The sequence below is a fragment of the Amycolatopsis heterodermiae genome (genome assembly GCF_034929455.1).
Lineage (GTDB): Bacteria > Actinomycetota > Actinomycetes > Mycobacteriales > Pseudonocardiaceae > Amycolatopsis > Amycolatopsis heterodermiae.
This window is the reverse complement of the sequence record NZ_JAYFSI010000002.1, coordinates 533,785-550,676: the sequence shown is the minus strand read 5'-3', so window position 1 is coordinate 550,676 and position 16,892 is coordinate 533,785. Positions and strand designations below refer to the sequence as shown.

The 16,892-nt window shown below is 71.6% G+C and carries 14 protein-coding genes; 6 read left to right on the top strand and 8 right to left on the bottom strand.

The genetic code is table 11. The annotated features are described in order from the left end of the window. Positions 1–162 precede the first annotated feature (162 nt). The 3 genes from VA596_RS12940 (at position 163) to VA596_RS12930 (ending at position 4,404) form a co-directional block, all read left to right on the top strand. Positions 163–3,249 carry an ATP-binding protein gene (locus VA596_RS12940; RefSeq protein WP_323326593.1) on the top strand — a complete coding sequence of 1,029 codons (3,087 nt, stop codon included), beginning with the start codon at positions 163–165 and terminating at the stop codon, positions 3,247–3,249. 283 nt (positions 3,250–3,532) lie between these two features. Beyond that, positions 3,533–3,901: a hypothetical protein gene (locus VA596_RS12935; protein WP_323326591.1), complete on the top strand. Its 369-nt coding sequence runs from the start codon at positions 3,533–3,535 to the stop codon at positions 3,899–3,901. Continuing rightward, complete coding sequence (locus VA596_RS12930) at positions 3,898–4,404, top strand: roadblock/LC7 domain-containing protein (protein ID WP_323326589.1); 507 nt, start codon at positions 3,898–3,900, stop codon at positions 4,402–4,404. Before VA596_RS12935 ends, VA596_RS12930 begins: the two co-directional genes overlap by 4 nt. Before the next feature lie 336 nt (positions 4,405–4,740). Here the strand turns inward: VA596_RS12930 and VA596_RS12925 are convergent, their stop codons facing one another. Then, positions 4,741–5,622 (bottom strand): SDR family oxidoreductase, encoded by an 882-nt coding sequence (locus VA596_RS12925; RefSeq protein WP_323326587.1) that lies wholly within the window; start codon positions 5,620–5,622, stop codon positions 4,741–4,743. A gap of 87 nt (positions 5,623–5,709) precedes the next feature. Between VA596_RS12925 and VA596_RS12920 the strand changes: the two genes are divergently transcribed. Beyond that, a complete protein-coding gene (locus tag VA596_RS12920) occupies positions 5,710–6,288 on the top strand; it encodes a TetR/AcrR family transcriptional regulator (protein ID WP_323326585.1) in 579 nt (192 codons plus the stop codon). Here the strand turns inward: VA596_RS12920 and VA596_RS12915 are convergent. Continuing rightward, positions 6,285–7,046 carry a maleylpyruvate isomerase family mycothiol-dependent enzyme gene (locus tag VA596_RS12915; RefSeq protein ID WP_323326583.1) on the bottom strand — a complete coding sequence of 254 codons (762 nt, stop codon included), beginning with the start codon at positions 7,044–7,046 and terminating at the stop codon, positions 6,285–6,287. The two genes, VA596_RS12920 and VA596_RS12915, sit on opposite strands and share 4 nt — an antisense overlap. Before the next feature lie 68 nt (positions 7,047–7,114). On the opposite strand from VA596_RS12915, the gene VA596_RS12910 reads away from it, so the two are divergent. Continuing rightward, positions 7,115–7,555, top strand: a complete 441-nt coding sequence (locus tag VA596_RS12910; RefSeq protein WP_323326581.1) for a hypothetical protein — start codon at positions 7,115–7,117, stop codon at positions 7,553–7,555. 42 nt (positions 7,556–7,597) lie between these two features. On the opposite strand, the gene VA596_RS12905 is transcribed toward VA596_RS12910, so the two are convergent. The 6 genes from VA596_RS12905 to VA596_RS12880 all read right to left on the bottom strand — a co-directional run bounded on the left by VA596_RS12905 (position 7,598) and on the right by VA596_RS12880 (position 14,589). Further along, entirely contained in the window at positions 7,598–8,431 is an 834-nt protein-coding gene (locus VA596_RS12905; protein WP_323326579.1) for a hypothetical protein, read from the bottom strand. 93 nt (positions 8,432–8,524) lie between these two features. Further along, positions 8,525–9,460, bottom strand: coding sequence for an ABC transporter substrate-binding protein (locus tag VA596_RS12900; protein ID WP_323326577.1), 936 nt, complete (start codon positions 9,458–9,460; stop codon positions 8,525–8,527). 17 nt (positions 9,461–9,477) lie between these two features. Then, the gene (locus tag VA596_RS12895) at positions 9,478–10,242 is read right to left on the bottom strand and encodes an amino acid ABC transporter ATP-binding protein (protein WP_323326575.1); all 765 of its coding nucleotides are present in this window, start codon (positions 10,240–10,242) and stop codon (positions 9,478–9,480) included. Continuing rightward, positions 10,239–11,162, bottom strand: coding sequence for an amino acid ABC transporter permease (locus VA596_RS12890; RefSeq protein WP_323326573.1), 924 nt, complete (start codon positions 11,160–11,162; stop codon positions 10,239–10,241). The genes VA596_RS12895 and VA596_RS12890 overlap by 4 nt, the downstream gene beginning before the upstream one ends. After that, on the bottom strand, positions 11,159–11,644 hold the full coding sequence (locus tag VA596_RS12885) for a GNAT family N-acetyltransferase (RefSeq protein ID WP_323326571.1): 486 nt from the start codon (positions 11,642–11,644) through the stop codon (positions 11,159–11,161). The genes VA596_RS12890 and VA596_RS12885 overlap by 4 nt, the downstream gene beginning before the upstream one ends. 143 nt (positions 11,645–11,787) lie before the next feature. Continuing rightward, positions 11,788–14,589: a glycoside hydrolase family 2 TIM barrel-domain containing protein gene (locus VA596_RS12880; protein WP_323326569.1), complete on the bottom strand. Its 2,802-nt coding sequence runs from the start codon at positions 14,587–14,589 to the stop codon at positions 11,788–11,790. Positions 14,590–14,761: 172 nt separating this feature from the next. Here VA596_RS12880 and VA596_RS12875 point away from each other — a divergent pair, with 172 nt between their 5' ends. Continuing rightward, complete coding sequence (locus VA596_RS12875) at positions 14,762–16,837, top strand: PQQ-dependent sugar dehydrogenase (protein WP_323326567.1); 2,076 nt, start codon at positions 14,762–14,764, stop codon at positions 16,835–16,837. The last annotated feature ends 55 nt before the right edge of the window (positions 16,838–16,892 follow it).

Genomic DNA, 16,892 nt, shown 5'->3' with positions numbered 1-16,892 from the left:
CAAGAGAATTTTCATTTCGGTTTCCGTTCGTTCCGCCTTCTCCGTGACTGGTCACCATCCAGCGTGGGCGCCTTCCGGGCGGGCCCGCACGCGTCTCGAAGAACCGAACGATCCGGCGTGCCGCGATAACCTGGACGGAGGGCGGCACGCGGGGAGGCGGCGATGACTCACCCGGATCCCGACGACCGCGTCCGGGGGCGGTTGCGCACCCTGCAGCGGGCGGTCGGGGCTCCCAGCGACGCGGTGCTGGCGCGGCGCAGCGGGATCTCCGCGGCCACGTTCTCCGAGGTGATGTCCGGGAAACGGCGGCCGCGCCCGGAGTTCGTCGGCAAGGTGGTCGCCGGGTGCGTCGTGTCGGCGCGGGCCGGCGGGCAGGCCCCGATCGACGTGCGGCGGGTTCTGCACGCGCTGAGGCTGCCGGGGCACACCGCCGGCGACAGCGGGCTCCTGGAGCGCGACGACGACCTGGACCGCTGCTCGGCGGTGCTGGACGCGGTGGGGGCGCGGGCCGGCGCGACGGTCGTGATCGAGGGCCCCGCCGGGATCGGCAAGTCGGAGCTCGTGGCCCAGGTGTGCACGGAGGCGGCGGTGCGCGGGTTCGTGCCGCTGGCCGTGCGGGGCAACCAGCGGGACGAAACGATGGCGTTCGGCGCGGCCCGCACGCTCTTGGGGCGCTGGGTCGCCGGGCACGGCGAGCGGGAGCGGCGGGCGTTGTTCGCGGGCGCGGCCGATTTCGCGCGGGTGCCGCTCGGCGTGCCCCAGGCCCGCCACCGCGGCCCGGAGTCGGTCATCGGGCTGACGGAGGCGCTGTACTGGCTCGTCGTGAACGCGACGTCCTTCCTCGGGGCCGAGGACGGCCTGCTGCTCGCCGTCGACGACGCGCACTGGCTCGACGAGGAATCGTTGCTGTGGCTGGAGTTCCTCGCCGGCCGGCTCACCGGGCTGCCCGTCGTGCTGCTGCTGGCGCACCGGCCGCACGAGCGGGCCACGCTCCGGCGCATCGGCTTGCGGGCCACGGAGGTCGTGCGGCCGCACCCGCTCGGGCTGGACGCCGTGCGCACGCTGGCCCACCGCGACCTGCGCGCGGGCGGCGAACCCGACGAGCGGTTCTGCGCGGCGCTGCTCGACCGCAGCGGCGGCAACCCGTTCTACCTGCGGTGGATGCTCGACATGGCCCGGGAAAGCCGGGTGCGGCCCACCGCCGCCGACGCGGAGCTGGTCGGCACGCTGACCCCGCGCCACGTCGTGCGGTACCTCTCGGAACGGCTTGCCGGGCTGGGTCCGGACGCCCAGCGCCTGGCCCACGCCGTCGCGGTGCTGGGCCCGGGACAGCCGCTCCCGGACGCCGCCCGGCTCGCCGGCCTCACCACCGCCGAGTCGAAGCGCCAGTACGACCGGCTGTGCGGTGCGGCGATCCTCGCCCCCGGGCCGACCGCGGACTTCCACCACCCGATCATCCGCAGCGCCGTCTACGACGACATCGAGCCGTCCCGCCGCAGTGATCACCACCTCGCCGCCGCGCGGCTGCTGCACGAGCGCCGCGCCGCGCCCGACGCCGTCGCGGCGCACCTGCTCGACGTCCACGCCGCCGGCGACCCCTGGGTCGCCGACCGGATGACCGCGGCCGCCGAGGACGCGCTCGGATCGGGGCTAGCCGCCACCGCGGCGCGCTACCTCAAGCGGGCGATCGACGAGCCACCGCCGCCGGAGCGGCTGCCGCGGGTACGGCTGCGCCACGGTCAGGCCCTCGCCCTCGGGCAGGTCGCGGCCGCGCTGCCCGAACTGCGCGTGGCCTACGCGCAAGCACGCGACGACCTGCTGCTCACCGACGCGGCCGTCGCGCTGGCGAAGACCCACGGCTACGCCGACCAGCTCGGCGACGGCGTCCGCCTGCTCGACGCCGCGCTCACCCGCTGCGCAGACGAACGGCAGCGGCAGCGCCTGCTCGCCGAACAGCTGCTGTGGGCCGCCTGGTGGGGCGACGACCCGCTGCGCGCCGACCGGATGGCCGTGCTCGACCGGATCGCGCCGCCGCTGACCGGCGGCACCGACGTGGAACGGCTGCTGATCGCGCTGCACGCGTGGAGCCTCGTGCTGCGCGGCCGGCCGCGCGCCGAGGGGCTGTCCGCGGTCGAGCGGGTCCTCCGGGCCGGGGTCGTGTTCGCGGACGTGGACCAGGGCATGGAGGTCGCGACCGTGACCGGGTTCGTGCACCTCTACTCCGGCGCCGCCGACGTCTCCCACGCCCTGTTCGACCAGGCGGTCGACGAGTTCGAGGAGCACGGCTGGCGGGGCACGCACCTCGCCTTCGCCTACGCGAACCGCGGGCAGTCGGCGTTGCGGCTCGGCCGGCTGCCCGACGCCGTCGCCGACTCCGACATCGCGCTGCGCCTGGCCGTCCGCAGCGGCGCCGGGACACCCGCCGAGTGGTTCGCCACCGGCACCCTCGCGCAGTCGCTGCTGGCCCGCGGGGAGCTCGGCCCGGCCGCGGCGGCCTGCGCGGACCACGGTTATCACGACCGCCGTCCGGACGCGGTCGTCATGCCGGTGCCCAAGGCGGTGACCGGCGAGCTGCTGCTCGCCCAGGGCGAGCACCGCCGCGCCGCGCTCGCGCTGCGCGAGGTGGGGCGCCGGCTCGACGCGGCGCCGATGCTCAACCCCGCGGTCTGCGGCTGGCGCTTCGACCTGGCCCGGGCGCTGCGCCGGGCGGCTCCGGACGAGGCGCGCGAGGTGGCGTCCGAGGCGCTGCGCCTGGCCGACCGGTTCGCCGACCCGGCGACCCGCGGGCAGGCGCTGCGGACCCTCGCGGACCTCGACGCGGATCGCGCGGCGCTGCTGGAGGAGTCCGCGCGGCTGCTGCGGGGCGAGCCGGACCGGGGGCAGTACCTGCGGACCCTCGCCGATCTCGGCGCGGAGTTCGCCCGCACCGGGCACCCGGAGGACGCCCGCCGCACGCTCACCGAGGCCGTCACCCTGGCCGACGACTGCGGTGCCCTCGCGCTGCGCAAGGACCTCGCCGAGCAGCTGGGCCGGCTCGGGGTCACCGCCGAGCGGCCGCCGCGGGTCAACGCCCTGTCACCACGCCTGCGGCGCGTCGCGGAGCTTGCGGCCGAGGGACGTTCGGAAGCCGAGATCGCGCACCGGGTGGTGCTGAACCTCGACACGGTGCGGAAGCTCGTGCTCGAGGCCCACGTCCACTTCGGCACCGACACCCGCACCGAGCTGCGCCGCGCAGTGCGGCAACGCTGACATTCGACGGCGGAGCGTTTCCCGTTTCGCTATTTGCCAACTGCAAATTGCAGATTCAGCCACGACCTGGGCGTCGACCGCACTCCCGGAAAACGATTACCCGATCCAGTCGTCAGTTGCGCGAAAAGCCACGGAAACTACGCACTGCGAACCAATCAAATTGCTCCGAACGGGCGTACTCAGAACGACCGCGGACACATAACGTCACCTGCCTGGGGCAACGGCGCAGGCTCGTCGACTTGCCGTAACCGCGCGTGAACGTCCGACAGGAGTGCTCTTTTCCATGACGATCGACCTTGCGCTGAAAGAAGCGATGACCATTCCGGGCGCCGTCGGCGCGACGCTCGTCGACTACGACAGCGGGATGTCCCTCGGCTCCATCGGCGGCGGCGAGTGGCTCGACCTGGACATCGCGGCGGCGGGCAACACCGAGGTCGTCCGGGCGAAACTGCGCGTGATGGCTTCCCTCGGGCTCGACGACGCCATCGAGGACATCCTCATCACCCTCCACCGCCAGTACCACGTGATCCGGCCACTGTCGGCCCGCGGGAACTCCACGCTGTTCCTCTACCTCGTCCTCGACCGCGAACGCGCGAACCTCGCGCTCGCGCGGCACAGCCTCAAGCGCATCGAGACCAGTCTCTCCGTATGAGCGGTACCGACACCCACAGCCAGCGCCTCCGCGCGCCGCTGCCGGTCCGCACCCCCGCGTCCGCGATCGCGAGCTCACCGCCGGAGCCGGCGGCCCCGGGCCCGCCACCCGACACGGCCCGGACGCACCTGGTCCTGCGCAAGATCCGCGAGCAGGTCGACCAGGTGGCCGGGCTGCTGATGGCCACCCACGACGGCCTGGTCCTGGCCAACGACACCGACAGCGTCGAGCCCGACAGCGTCGCCGCGATGTCGGCGGCGGCCGCCGGGCTCGCCGCGCAGTTCACCGCCCAGGCCCGGATCGGCGAGGCCCGTAGCGCGATGTTCGAAGGCAGCACCGGTTACGTCTGCGTCTTCCCGGTCGAATCGACGCTCCTGCTCGTCGTGTTCGGCCAGCCGGACATCACCATGGGGCTGTTCACGCTGGCCGCCAAGCAGGCGCTGACGCTGCTCCGGCACACCGATCTCGCGCCGGAGGCTTCGCGTCGTGCGTCACGGGAGTGACGGGTCCTCGCGCAGGAGCCGTCGGCAGAGGTAGCGGCAGAGACCGGCCACAGCCCGACCCCGGCGCGCGCTCGGCCAGAGTGCAGCGGGGTCACCGCCACCGCGGTAGGCGCGAACCTGTTGGGACGCATGGTGTCCTCGTAAGTGCCGATCGGCCCGAGCCGACCGCAGTGGGCGCGACGCATCGCGCCCTCGCCAGCGCCGATCGCGTCGAGCAGGCCGCGGTGTGCATCATCCAGGGCCTTTCACAGCCGGTGCGCGTGCGGCACTGCCTGACCGGCTAGACAGCACGGCCACCGCGCCCGTGAGCGCGGTGGCCGTGGTCCTCGACGCGCGTCAGGGCCGGATGTTCTCCAGGTCCTCCAGCAGGCTCGGGTGCTTCGGCTCCCAGCCGAGCGCTTCCCGGGTGTGGGCGCTGGACGACGGCTGGTCCATCGCGAAGATCGGGCCCAGCGGGCCGAAGTTCTCCTCGGGCACGGACTCGACCGGCAGGCCCAGGCGGCGGCCGATGACCGCCGCGATGTCCCGCACCGCGTCGCCCTCGTCGGCGACCGCGTGCCAGGCGGTTCCGGCCGGGGCCTGCTCCAGGGCCAGCCGGAACAGGACGGCCGCGTCGAGGGCGTGCACGGCCGGCCAGCGCTGGGCGCCGTCGCCCGGGTAGCCGGACACGCCGGACTGGCGCGCGATCCGGGTCAGCAGGCCCGCGAAACCGCCGTCACCCTCGTTGTGGACGGTGCGCGGCAGGCGCACGGCCGAGCTCCGGACCCCGCGCGAGGCCAGGTCGAGGGCGGCCATGACGGCCCGGCCGCGGCCGCCGACCGGCCCGTCGGTCGGCGACGGGTCGGTTTCGGTGGACGCGCGGCCCGGCACCCACGGTGTCCCCGAGACGGTGACGAACGGACGGTCGCTGCCGACGAGCTCCTCCCCCAGCGCCGCGATGGCCGCGCTTTCCTCGGCGACCGACTGCGCGACCGCCTCGGCGCTGCTGAAGTCGTTGCTGAACGCCAGGTGGATCACGCCGTCGGCCGCGGCGGCGCCGGCGCGAAGGGTGTCCAGGTCGGCGAGATCACCCCTCAGCGTCTTGGAGCCGGCCTTCTCCGCGGCCGCCGCGGACGCGTCGGAGCGGGCGAGGACCACCGCGGTGTGGCCGTGGCCGAGCAGCTCCGCGACGACGGCGGAGCCGACCAGCCCGGTGCCACCGGTGACGAAAACATCCATGGAACACTCCCTGGAACGTGATGGGACTAGTGTCTCATCACGCTACCAGAGTGATGAGACACTAGTCCCGTCACCTATGATCGCAGCATGGCACGATGGGAACCCGGGGCGCGTGAACGGCTCGTCCTGGCCGCCGTCGACCTCTTCACCGAGCAGGGGTACGACGCCACGACGGTCGCGCAGATCGCCGAGCAGGCCGGTGTCACGCGGAGCACGTTCTTCCGCTACTTCCCCGACAAGCGCGACCTGCTGGTCGCCGGCCAGGAGGCGCTGAGCCTCCTGCTCGCCGAGGGGATCGCCGAGGCGCCGCCGGAGGCCAGCCCGCTCGAAGCGGTCGCGGCCGGCCTCGAACGCGCGTCGAGCACGATGGGCCCGATGAACCACGACCTCGGTCCCCGGCTGAAGGCGGCCGTCGCCGCCAGCACCGAGCTCCAGGAGCGGGACGCCCTCAAGAGCGTCGGGCTGGCGGCCGCCATGACGACCGCCCTCGCCGCCCGCGGGGTGCCCGGCCCGGTCGCCCAGCTCGCGGGCGAGCTGGGCGTCCTGGCGTTCAAGCGGGGTTACGCCGAGTGGTCCGAAGCCGACCGTGACAGCGCGGGCGACCTCGCGCCGTACACGCTGGCGGCCCTCGACGACCTGCGGGCGGCGAGCGCGTCGCTGGGTTAGAAGCCGGGGAACACCCGGCGCAGGTCGTCGAGCGAAACGGTGCCCTCGACCGTGACGCCCTTGTCGTACGGCGCCTTGAGCCGGCCGCTGACCAGGCGGATGAACGCCTCGGCCGGCCCGTTGAACGTCGCGGACGGCGACTCGAGGTGGTCCACCACGGTCACCGCGTCGTCGATCACCAGCGCACCGCCCGGGACCGCTACCGACGCCGGGTCCGCGAGCTCGGCCGGCTTCGCGAGGAAGCCCAGCATGAAACCGAGGGGGCCGGACATGTGCTCGACCAGCACGTCGGCCGAACCGGCGTCCACCCCGGCTTCGGGGTCGAAGGCCACGCGCACGTCCCACGAGTGGTTGGCCACCTCGCTGAGCCGCATGCCCACGGCGGTGAGCAGCGGGACCGGCTCCGGCAGGAAGCCGAGGTCGACGGTCAGCGACGAGCGCTGCTCGGGCGTGAACGCCTCGACCAGCTCGAGCCAGCGGGCGTTGTGCTCCAGGAAGCCCTCGGCCTGCGCGCGCGGCGCGGACCCGTCCCAGCGGGCCCAGATCGTCGGGTTGTCTTCGGGCGTCACGTCCTCCCCCGCGGCCTTGGCGATGGGCGCGTAGCCGATTTCCGCGCCGCTGCCGAGGTGGGAAAGGGCCTGGGCGACGGTCCACTCCGAAGCACCGCTGGTCGCGGCCAGCTGGTCGTCGGTGAGGGTGCTGACGAGGGCGGCGAGCGTGTCGTGCTCGGCGCGCAGGGCGGTGATCGTACGGTCCACGAGTTGACTCATGCCACGCTCAACTCCCGGCCGGGCGCGCGTGTTCCGCGGCAGGCTAGGTTACCCGGATGAGCCTCCTCGATGACGTCGCCGAGCGCGACGGCTGGCGCTGCTGGGTGTGCGACGAACCGGTCGACCCCGGCATGTCGGTGAACGACTCGCGCGGGCCCAGCGTCGACAGCCGCACCGCCGACCGCAAGGCCAAGGTGCCCGAGCGGCTCGCGCACCGCGGCTGCAACACCCGCAAGGGTGCGGTCAAGGTGGTCATCGCCTGGCCGGACCGCCTGCACGTGGCCGAGCCCGCGCCGCTGATCACCGTGGCCGGCCGCCTGGAACGCAAGGGCGGCCGCGAGATGGTCGGCCGCTGCCCGACCAAACAGGACGCCCAAGAGACGGCGGACTGGCTGGTGGACCGGTTCTCCCGGCTGGTGCCGGGCATGCCGGTGACCGCGAACGTCGAACCGGGCGGCGGCCAGTTCCTCGTCATCCTGGCCACCGGCCGCCGCTGACCGGGCTCACCCAGAGCCGAAACCGATCCGGTCACGAAATGATCAGCCACGGGTACGAGGAGGCGGTGCCGGGAACGGTCTGGACTCGGGCTTTCTCGGTGGAGTGATGCCCACGCTGAGCAGGACCCGGTCTATACGGCGGAAGTACTCAGGTACCGCGCGGCGTGCTCGAGCCGTGGGCGCTGCGTCGGCACTGAAGTAGCTGTCCATCCCGATGAACAGCGCGCGTGTTCCGAACTTCTTCTCGAGGTCAAGAAACGCCGTAGTTAAAGAGTCGACAAGCTCACCTTCGTATTCCGTCGCTACCTTGAGCTTCAGATCGAGCGTTGGAGCTTCGGATACGCTACGCCTATCTCTTCGCTCCTGCAGTGATCGCACGTTGCTGCCTCGGATCGTCACCTTTGGTTGCTCATCCGTGGAATTTTCCCGCCGCTCCTCGGCATCGACGCGACTGACGTCCGCGCTTAGTGAGAGGAGCCACTGCCCCAGGCTTTCCGTTCGAGCGGCGGTCAGCTCGAACGCCCGCCGGCTTCTGGGATTGAAGTAGATCAATGCCCGCGTCGAAGACGTGGCTTGGCCACTGGGCTCCACTCGCACGATCTTGGCGTGCACGATGTTCGCGGCCGTGTCGTGTCGGCGAACCAGAAGGGCCGGTCGCTTGTCCGCACGGCACCACGGCTGGCGAAGGGTATACGGTCGATCGGCTCCGGGACAGGTCGCACACGCATAGACCTTCGATCCGGTATCCGAGAAACCCACATGCTCCCGACGCGTCCGAACCTGGGAGAATTTCCGCCCGCAGCAGGCACACGCCTTGCCGTGCGCCTGTCCCGGCAGCAAGTCAGTGATCGTTGGCAAGATTTCGACGGTTCTCATCAGATTCCTCCTCAAACGAGTCATCAACAGCGTCGCATTTCGCAAGATTGATGACCATCGGCGAAGAGAAAACCGGCCGCCGCTGACGCCGGATCACTTGCGGGGCAGGCCCTGCGGGTTCACCTGGGACGCCGGGAGTGCTTCCGAGGCCAGGTTCCAGCGCTTGAGCACCTCGGCGTACTTGCCGTCGGTGATCAACGTCTGCAGCGCCTGCTGCAGGGCGGTCACCAAGCCGTTGCCCTTCTTGGTCATCGCCGCGATGTCCGCCGGGATCTGGCCGCCGCCGGAGATGCTGCCCACGATCTTCGTCGCGCCCTCGACCGCCACGTGGTAGGCCGACGTCGGGTTCGGGCCGACGTAGACGTCGATGCGGCCGGACTGCAGCGCCAGGTAGTAGTCGGAGGTGTTGTTGTAGTACTGGAACTTCACCGGCGCGAGGCCCGCCGCCTTGTTCTGCTCGTCCCAGCGCAGCAGGATCTGCTCCTGGTTGGTCCCGGCGCCGACGCCGACGGTGAGCCCGGCGATGTCCTTCGCCTCCCGCACGGCGAGGTTCTTGTCGGCCCGCACCTCGAAGGCCAGCGTGTCCTTGCGGTAGCTGGCGAAGTCGTACTTGTCCTTGCGCTCCTCGGTCACGGTGATGTTCGAGAACCCCGTGTCGTACTGCCCGTTTTCGACGGACAGGAACAGGTTCTCCCACGACGTCGCCTGCAGGTCGAGCTTCAGGCCGAGGACGTCGGCCACGAGCGAGGCGATGTCCGGCTCGACGCCGATGATCGTCTTGTCGTCGTCCGCGCGGAACGACAGCGGCGGGGTGCCGTTGCCGGTGGTGCCGACGACCAGCGTTCCCCGGGCCCGGATCGCGGCGGGGACCAGCGCGGCGATCGTGTCGACCTTGTCGGCCCGGACGCGGTTCTGCTGCGCGGTGATGTTCACCCCGCCCGCCTTCGCCGGGGCTTCGGTCGCCGCTTCGGGGCTGCCGCACGCGGCGAGCGTCAGCACCGAAGCGAGCAGGATGGCCCGCAGTCTCATGGTTCTCCTCAACGGACTCAAAGGACTTTGTCGACGAAGGCCCGGGTCCGGGCGTGCTGGGGGTGGTCGAGGACGGCCGAGGGCGGGCCCTGTTCGACGACGCGGCCGCCGTCGAGGAACACGACGGTGTCGGCGACCTCCCGGGCGAAGCCCAGCTCGTGGGTGACGACGACCATCGTCGTGCCACCTCGGGCGAGGTCGCGGATGACGGCGAGGACCTCGCCGACGAGTTCGGGGTCGAGCGCGGACGTCGGTTCGTCGAAGAGCAGCACATCCGGCTCGAGGGCCAGCGCCCGGGCGATCGCGACCCGCTGCTGCTGGCCGCCCGACAGCCGCCGCGGGTACTCCCCCGCCTTGTCGGCCAGGCCCACCCGGTCGAGCAGGTCCCGGGCCCGGGCCTCGGCTTCGGCGCGCGGACGTCGTTGCGCCGAAACGGGGGCCTCGACGACGTTCTCCAGCGCGGTCAGGTGCCCGAACAGGTTGAAGTTCTGGAAGACGAACCCGATCCGGGTGCGCTGCTTGAGGATCTCGCGTTCCTTGAGCTCGTGCAGCCGGTCGCCCGCCCGGCGGTAGCCCATCAGCTCGCCGCCGACGCTGATGAACCCGCGGTCGGCGCGTTCGAGGTGGTTGATCAGGCGCAGCAGCGTCGACTTCCCCGAGCCGGACGGCCCGAGCAGCACGGTCACCTCACCCGCGCGCACCTGCAGGTCCACGCCGTCGAGCACGGTGAGCGCGCCGAAGCTCTTGTGCACGCCGCGGACGTCCACCATGTAGCCGGTCATGCGCGCCTCCAGGCGGCGCGTAGCCGCTGCACCGGCGTCGGCGGCAGCGTGCGGAGGGCACCGCGGGCGAAGTGGCGCTCGACGTAGAACTGCCCGATCGAGAGCACGGTGGTCAGTGCGAGGTACCACGCTGTCGCGACGAGCAGCAGCGGGATCACCCGGCCGCTGCGCGTGTAGATCACCTGGACCTGGTAGAACAGCTCCGGCAGGGCCATCACGTACACCACCGACGTGCCCTTGACCATGCCGATGATCTCGTTGGCCGCGGTCGGCACGATGGTGCGCATCGCCTGCGGCAGCACGATCCGGCGGAACTGCCGCCCGGCCGGGATGCCCAGCGCGGCGGCCGCCTCACGCTGGCCCGCGTCGACCGACAGGAACCCGGCTCGCACGATCTCCGCGGCGTACGCCCCCTGGTGCAGCGCCAGCCCGAGCCCGGCCGCCAGGAACGGCGGGATGAGGCTCATAGTGCCGACCGAGAAGAACGACGGCCCGAACGGCACGCCGAAGGAGATCTCGTTGTAGAGGATCGCGAGGTTGTACCAGAAAAGGAGCTGCAGAATGAGCGGGACCGACCGGAAGATCCACGTGTAGGTCCAGCCGACCGCGCGCAGCAGCGGATTCCGGGAAATGCGCATGACCGCCACGACGGTGCCGATCAGGAATCCGGCGACCACGCCGAACGCCGTCAATTCCAGGGTGAGCGCGACGGCGTCGAGGATCGATCGCTGGAACAGGTACTTCGCGAAGGTGGGCCAGTCGAAGGCCTTGTTGGTCACCAGCGCGTGGCCCGCCATCGCGACCAGCACCGCGACGACGGCGGCGGCCAGCCAGGTCAGCGGGTGCCGCGCGGGCACGATCTTCAGTGACTCCTCCGGCGCCGCGAGTGGCGCGGGCCGGGTCCCGACGTCGCTGGTCACCGCGCGCTCACCGCGGCGGGAAGCGCTTTCGAGAACCGCAACCGCGTGGCCGGGACGGCGTCGACGTCGAAGTGCGGCGTGTAGCCCGCGGCCAGGTAGAGCCTGCGGGCTTCCGGCTGCTTCGGCCCGGTGGTCAGGTGGATCCGGGTGTAACCGCGGCAGGCGGCTTCGGCTTCCAGCTCGGCCACGACGCGGCGTCCGAGCCCGTGACCGCGGTGCGCGCGGTCCGTCCAGATCCGCTTGAGCTCGGCGGTTTCCCCGTCGTAGCGCTGGAACGCACCACCCGCGACGGCCTGCGCCCCCGTCACCAGCAGCAGCAACCCGCCTTCGGGCGCGGAAAAGCGAGCCGCCGGGTATTCCCGGAGTTCGAAGTGGACGTCGTTGAGGACGCGCTGATAACGCGCCGAGTATTCACGGGCCAGGTCCGCGAGCAACGGCCGGACCCGCGGATCTGACTGGGCGACCCAGACGGATTCGGGCATGACGGTACCTGTTCCGGAAAAGAACGGGGAAGAAAGGCCCCCGCGTTCCGGAGCGCCTTCCGCTGACGTCGTCGACTTTAGGAAGCCGGGCCGAGCCCGGTCAACGTGCGGTCCCCGGGTTCCAGATCCTGGACGATCCCGCGCTAGGCGTCGAAGCGGAAGTACACCGTGCGGTGGTAGTCGCCGGTGGCGGCGTTCGGCCGGCTCTCCGGGCCCAGCGACGCGACGCCGTGGAACTTGTTGCCGATCGGCGCGATGCCGTCCAGCAGCGAGATACCGCCCGCCGGGTAGGTGACCACGGCGTTCTGCGGGTCGGGTCCCACCGCCGGGGTGAACAGCCGCAGGAACAGGCCCTCCTCCGCGGCGACCACCGTGACCGCGCCCTCGGTCGTGTCCAGCACCGCCCAGCAGGTCCGCGCGTGGTAGCCCTTGAACTCCGGGTAGCCGAACCCGCTCGCGCCGGTCGCGGTGTTGTTGTAGGGCTTGCTCCAGACGTCGGGAGACACGCCACGCAGGCGGTTCTTGTAGACGCGGTACGGCCCGTCCCCGAGCCAGGTGAGGCCCCGGACGTACCCCTCGGGGTAGTCGAAGTTCACGCCGAGGTGGTCGTGGTCGCCGGTGGCGCGGTAGCGGTACTCCAGCCGCAGCCAGCCGTTGGCGTCCAGGCGCCAGCGCACGGACGTCAGGTCGCCGCTGTAGTCGGCCTGCACGACCCAGCCGGTGCCGTCGCGGAAGTGGCTGAACGCGGTGAGCGTGGCCGTTCCGCCCGCCGGGGCGGGTCCGTTGGCCAGCGACACCGGCGTGCTGCCGCGGCGCACGCCGGTCAGGCGTCCGCTGGACTTGCTGACGGTGACCCGAGTGGCGCCGGCGACGAGCGTGACGTCGGCGGCGGTCTCGGCCGCGGTGACGCCGCCCGTGGTCGCCGGCTTGACCAGGCGCGCGGCGAAGTCCGGCGCCTTGCGGATGCGCCACGTCCAAGAGGTGACGTCCCGGCCGGTCCGGTCGGTCACGCTCAGCCGCAGCGCGTCGGCGCCGGTCCAGTCGGCGGGCAGGCCGAGCGTCACGGCGCCGGTGGCGCCCGGGGCGACGTCCGGTGCGGCGGCCTCGCCCTGGGACAGGACCTGGTGGCCGGGGCTCGCGCCGGGCGCGGGGAAGGCCAGCAGCTGCCAGGCGAACCGGCATTCGCGGAGGTTCGTGAAGTCGTACCGGTTGACCAGCTTCACGGTCTTGTCGAACGACGCCGGAAACGTCGAGTCGTAGTAGCCCGGGCTGGCCAGCTGGACCGGCGACCAGATGTCCTTGATCGTGAAGAAGCTGCCTTCCTTCTCCCGGTACGGGCCGAGGATCCCGTCGGGGGCGCGGCTGCCGTTGGTGTCGAGGGCGCCGCCGCGGTCGTCCCGCGCGACGCTTTCGTCGACGAGCGCCCAGATGAACCCGCCCGCCGAGCGCTGGGCGCCGCCCATGAGCTTCCAGTAGTCGTTCAGGCCGGCCCCGGCGCCGCCGTCGTAAAGACCGTGCAGGAACTCGGTCGGCATGAAGACCGTGGTGCCGGCGGCCTTGCTCGCGGTGCTGCTGTAGGTCTGGTAGTGGCTGGTGTCGACGCCGCCGAACGTCGTCCACGGGTGCAGCACCGCCCGCCGCTGCGGGTCGTAAAGCCCGAAGTCGTCGTCCAGCGCGGTGTTCCAGCCGCCTTCGTTGCCGTTGTCCCAGAACAGGATCGACGGGTGGTTGACGTCGCGCTCGACCAGGGCCTTGACCAGCGGCGCCCCGACACCCTCGTCGTAGTCGCGCTGCCAGCCGGTCAGCTCGTCGAGGACGTAGAGCCCGAGCTCGTCGCAGAGGTCGAGGAAGAACCCGTCCGGCGGGTAGTGCGACATCCGGACGGCGTTCATGTTCATGTCCTTCATCAGCCCGATGTCGAGCCGGGCGAGGCGCGGGCTGGACGCCCGGCCCGACGTCGGCCAGAAGGTGTGCCGGTTCGCTCCTTTGAGGACGATCCGCTTCCCGTTGACGTAGACGCCGTCACCGGCCCGGACCTCGACCGTGCGGAAGCCGAAGCGCTCGACCGTGCTGTGCAGCGGAGTCCCGGCGGTGCTCGCGAGCGTCAGCTCGACCTGGTGCAGGTTCGGCGTTTCGGCCGTCCACAGGGGTGGCTGGGTCGCGGTGGTCGTCAGGGTCGCGCCGGTGGCGCCGCTCGCCACGGCGACCGAGAAGGCGCCGCCGACGGCCGTGCCGTCGAGTCGCCGCAGCTGCGCGGTCACCCGGGCCGCCGCGGTCACCCCGGCGAGCGCGACCTGGGCCGTGAAGGTGCCGTCGGCGCGGGCGTCGATCGCGACGCGGTCGATCCGGGCGGCCGGGTAGGCCTGCAGGAAGACCGGCCGGAAGATCCCGCCGAAGTTCCAGAAGTCGCCCCGGCGCTCGGCGTCGTTCACCGAGTTGTCGGCCGACTCCTTGCTGACGGTCGCCTCGAGGAGGTTCGCCTCGCCGAGCCGCAGCAGGGCCGTCACGTCGTAGCGGAAGCGGTAGAAGCCGCCCTGGTGGACCGGCCCCGCCGAGACGCCGTTGACCCGCACGTCGGCGTCGGTCATGGCCGCCTCGAACACCAGGAAGATCCGGCGGCCGGCCCAGGACGACGGCGGTGTGAACGAGTGCCGGTAGTTGCCCTTCTCCGCCGGGACGAGATCTCCGCCGTAGTGGTAGCTGCCGAAGCCGTGGCACTCCCAGTTCGACGGCGTCGGGATCGTGGCCTGCTCCCCCGCACGCCGGCCGGCGGTGACCTGGAAGTCCCAGTCGACGGTGTGGTCGGCGTCGGCGCCGGTGAGCAGCATCGTCTCGGTCACCGGCCCCGGGAGCACGGCACCGGAAGCCACCCCGGACGTCGGCCATCCCGCCGCGGCCACGCCGGCCGCGCTGATCGCCAGAGCCTGCCGACGGGTGAGTTCCACCAGGCCTCCCAGAGTCCGATCTGATATATGACACACCGTACAACGACAACAGCCGACCAACCGGACAAGCAGGCGGACAAGTCTTGACGTCGTGTCGCGGGCCCACGACAGTGGTGCGGCACTCCGCCCTTCCCTGCCGTCTCCGGCCGATCCCCCCGTGAAAGGTAGGAGAATGTTCTCCTCGAACGTCCGTCGCAGACTGCGCCTCGGCGTCCTGACGGCGGTGATCGCCGCCGCCGCACTGGTCGCGCCCACCGCCACCACCGCGACCGCCGCCACCGGCTCGACCGTGGTCGGCGTGGCCTCCGGGCGCTGCCTGGACGTCGTCGGCAACAGCACCGCGGCCAAGACGCGCGTCAACATCTACGACTGCATCGGCCAGGCCAACCAGGCGTGGACGTTCACCTCGGCCGGCGAGCTGCGGGTGTACGACGGCACGATGTGCCTCGACGTCGCCGGCGCGAGCACCACCTCCCCGGCCGACGCGCAGATCTACACCTGCAACGGCGGCGGCAACCAGAAGTGGCGGATCAACGCCGACGGCACCATCACCGGCGTGCAGTCCGGGCTCTGCCTGGACGTCACCGGGGCGGGCACCGCGAACAGCACCCTCGTCGGGTTGTACACCTGCAACGGCGGGGGCAACCAGCAGTGGCGGACCTCGCTGGGCGACACCCAGCCGCCGAGCGTGCCGGGCAACCCGCGGGTCAGCGACCTGGTCTGCGACGCCGTGACGTTCTCGTGGAACGCGTCCACCGACAACGTGGGCGTCGCGTTCTACGACGTCTACCACGACGGCCAGCTGATGAAGTCGGTGAGCGGGAGCACCCTGTCGACGAGCCTCACCGTGGTCGGCGGGGTGACCTGGGGCCTGTACGTCAACGCGCGGGACGCCGCGGGCAACGTCTCGCAGGCCAGCACCACGGTGCCGATCACGCCGCCGCAGTGCCAGCCGGACACCCAGGCGCCGAGCGCGCCGACCGGCCTGACCGGCCGCGCGTCCGGCACGACGGTGACCCTGAACTGGACCGCGGCCACGGACAACATCGGCGTCCGGGCGTACGACGTCTACCGCGGCGGCGCCAAGGTCGGCGCGGTCACCGGGACCGCCACCGCGCCGCCCGCGACCACCTTCGTCGACAGCGGCCTGGCGGCGAACACGAGCTACACGTACTACGTCGTCGCGCGTGACGCCCAGGCGAACGTGTCCTCACCGAGCGCGTCCACGACCGTGACGACCGGCGCGGCCTGCGGCGACTCCGTGTGCGCGGTGACGCAGATCGCGACCGACACCGACATCCCGTGGGGCCTGGTGACCCTGCCGGACGGCACGATCCTCTACAGCCGGCGCGACGCCCACGACATCGTCCACCTGAACCCCGCCACCGGGGCCAAGACCAGCGTGGGCACGGTCCCCGGCGTGGACAACACCGACGGCGAGGGCGGGCTGCTCGGCCTCGCCATCCCGTCCACGTTCGCCAGTGACCACTGGCTCTACATCATGCACACGTCGCCGTCCGACAACCGGATCGTGCGGATCAAGCTGGAGAACGACAAGCTCACCACCAGTACGGAACAGGTCCTGCTCAGTGGCTTGCTGCGCAACAAGTTCCACAACGGCGGCCGGCTGCGCTTCGGCCCCGACGGCAAGCTCTACGCCAGCACCGGCGACGCCCAGAACGGCGACAACGCGCAGAACAAGGCCAGCCTCAACGGCAAGGTCCTGCGCCTCAACCCGGACGGCACGGTGCCCTCGGACAACCCGTTCGGCAACCCGGTGTGGAGCTACGGCCACCGCAACCCGCAGGGGCTGGCGTTCGACTCCCAGGGCCGGCTGTGGGAGCAGGAGTTCGGCAACGCGGTGATGGACGAGACCAACCTGATCACCAAGGGCGGCAACTACGGCTGGCCCGCCTGCGAGGGCACGTCCGGGACGTGCGGCACCGCCGGGTTCATCGCGCCCAAGCGGACGTACTCCACCGCGGACGGCTCCTGCTCCGGCATCGCCATCGTCCGCGACGTGCTCTACGTCGCCTGCGAGCGCGGGACCCGGATGTACCGCGAGGTGATCAGCGGCAGCGACCTGACGAACGTCCAGGCGTACTTCAACGGCACCTACGGCCGCCTGCGCACGGTCGAACCCGCACCCGACGGCGGCCTGTGGCTGACCACGACCAACAACGGCGACAAGGACAGCATCCCCGACAACAGCGACGAGAAGCTCTTCCACGTCACCCTCGGCGGGTAGCCGGGCGAGGACACGAGGGGCATGAGGGGCACGGCCGCCACCGCGCCTTGATTAT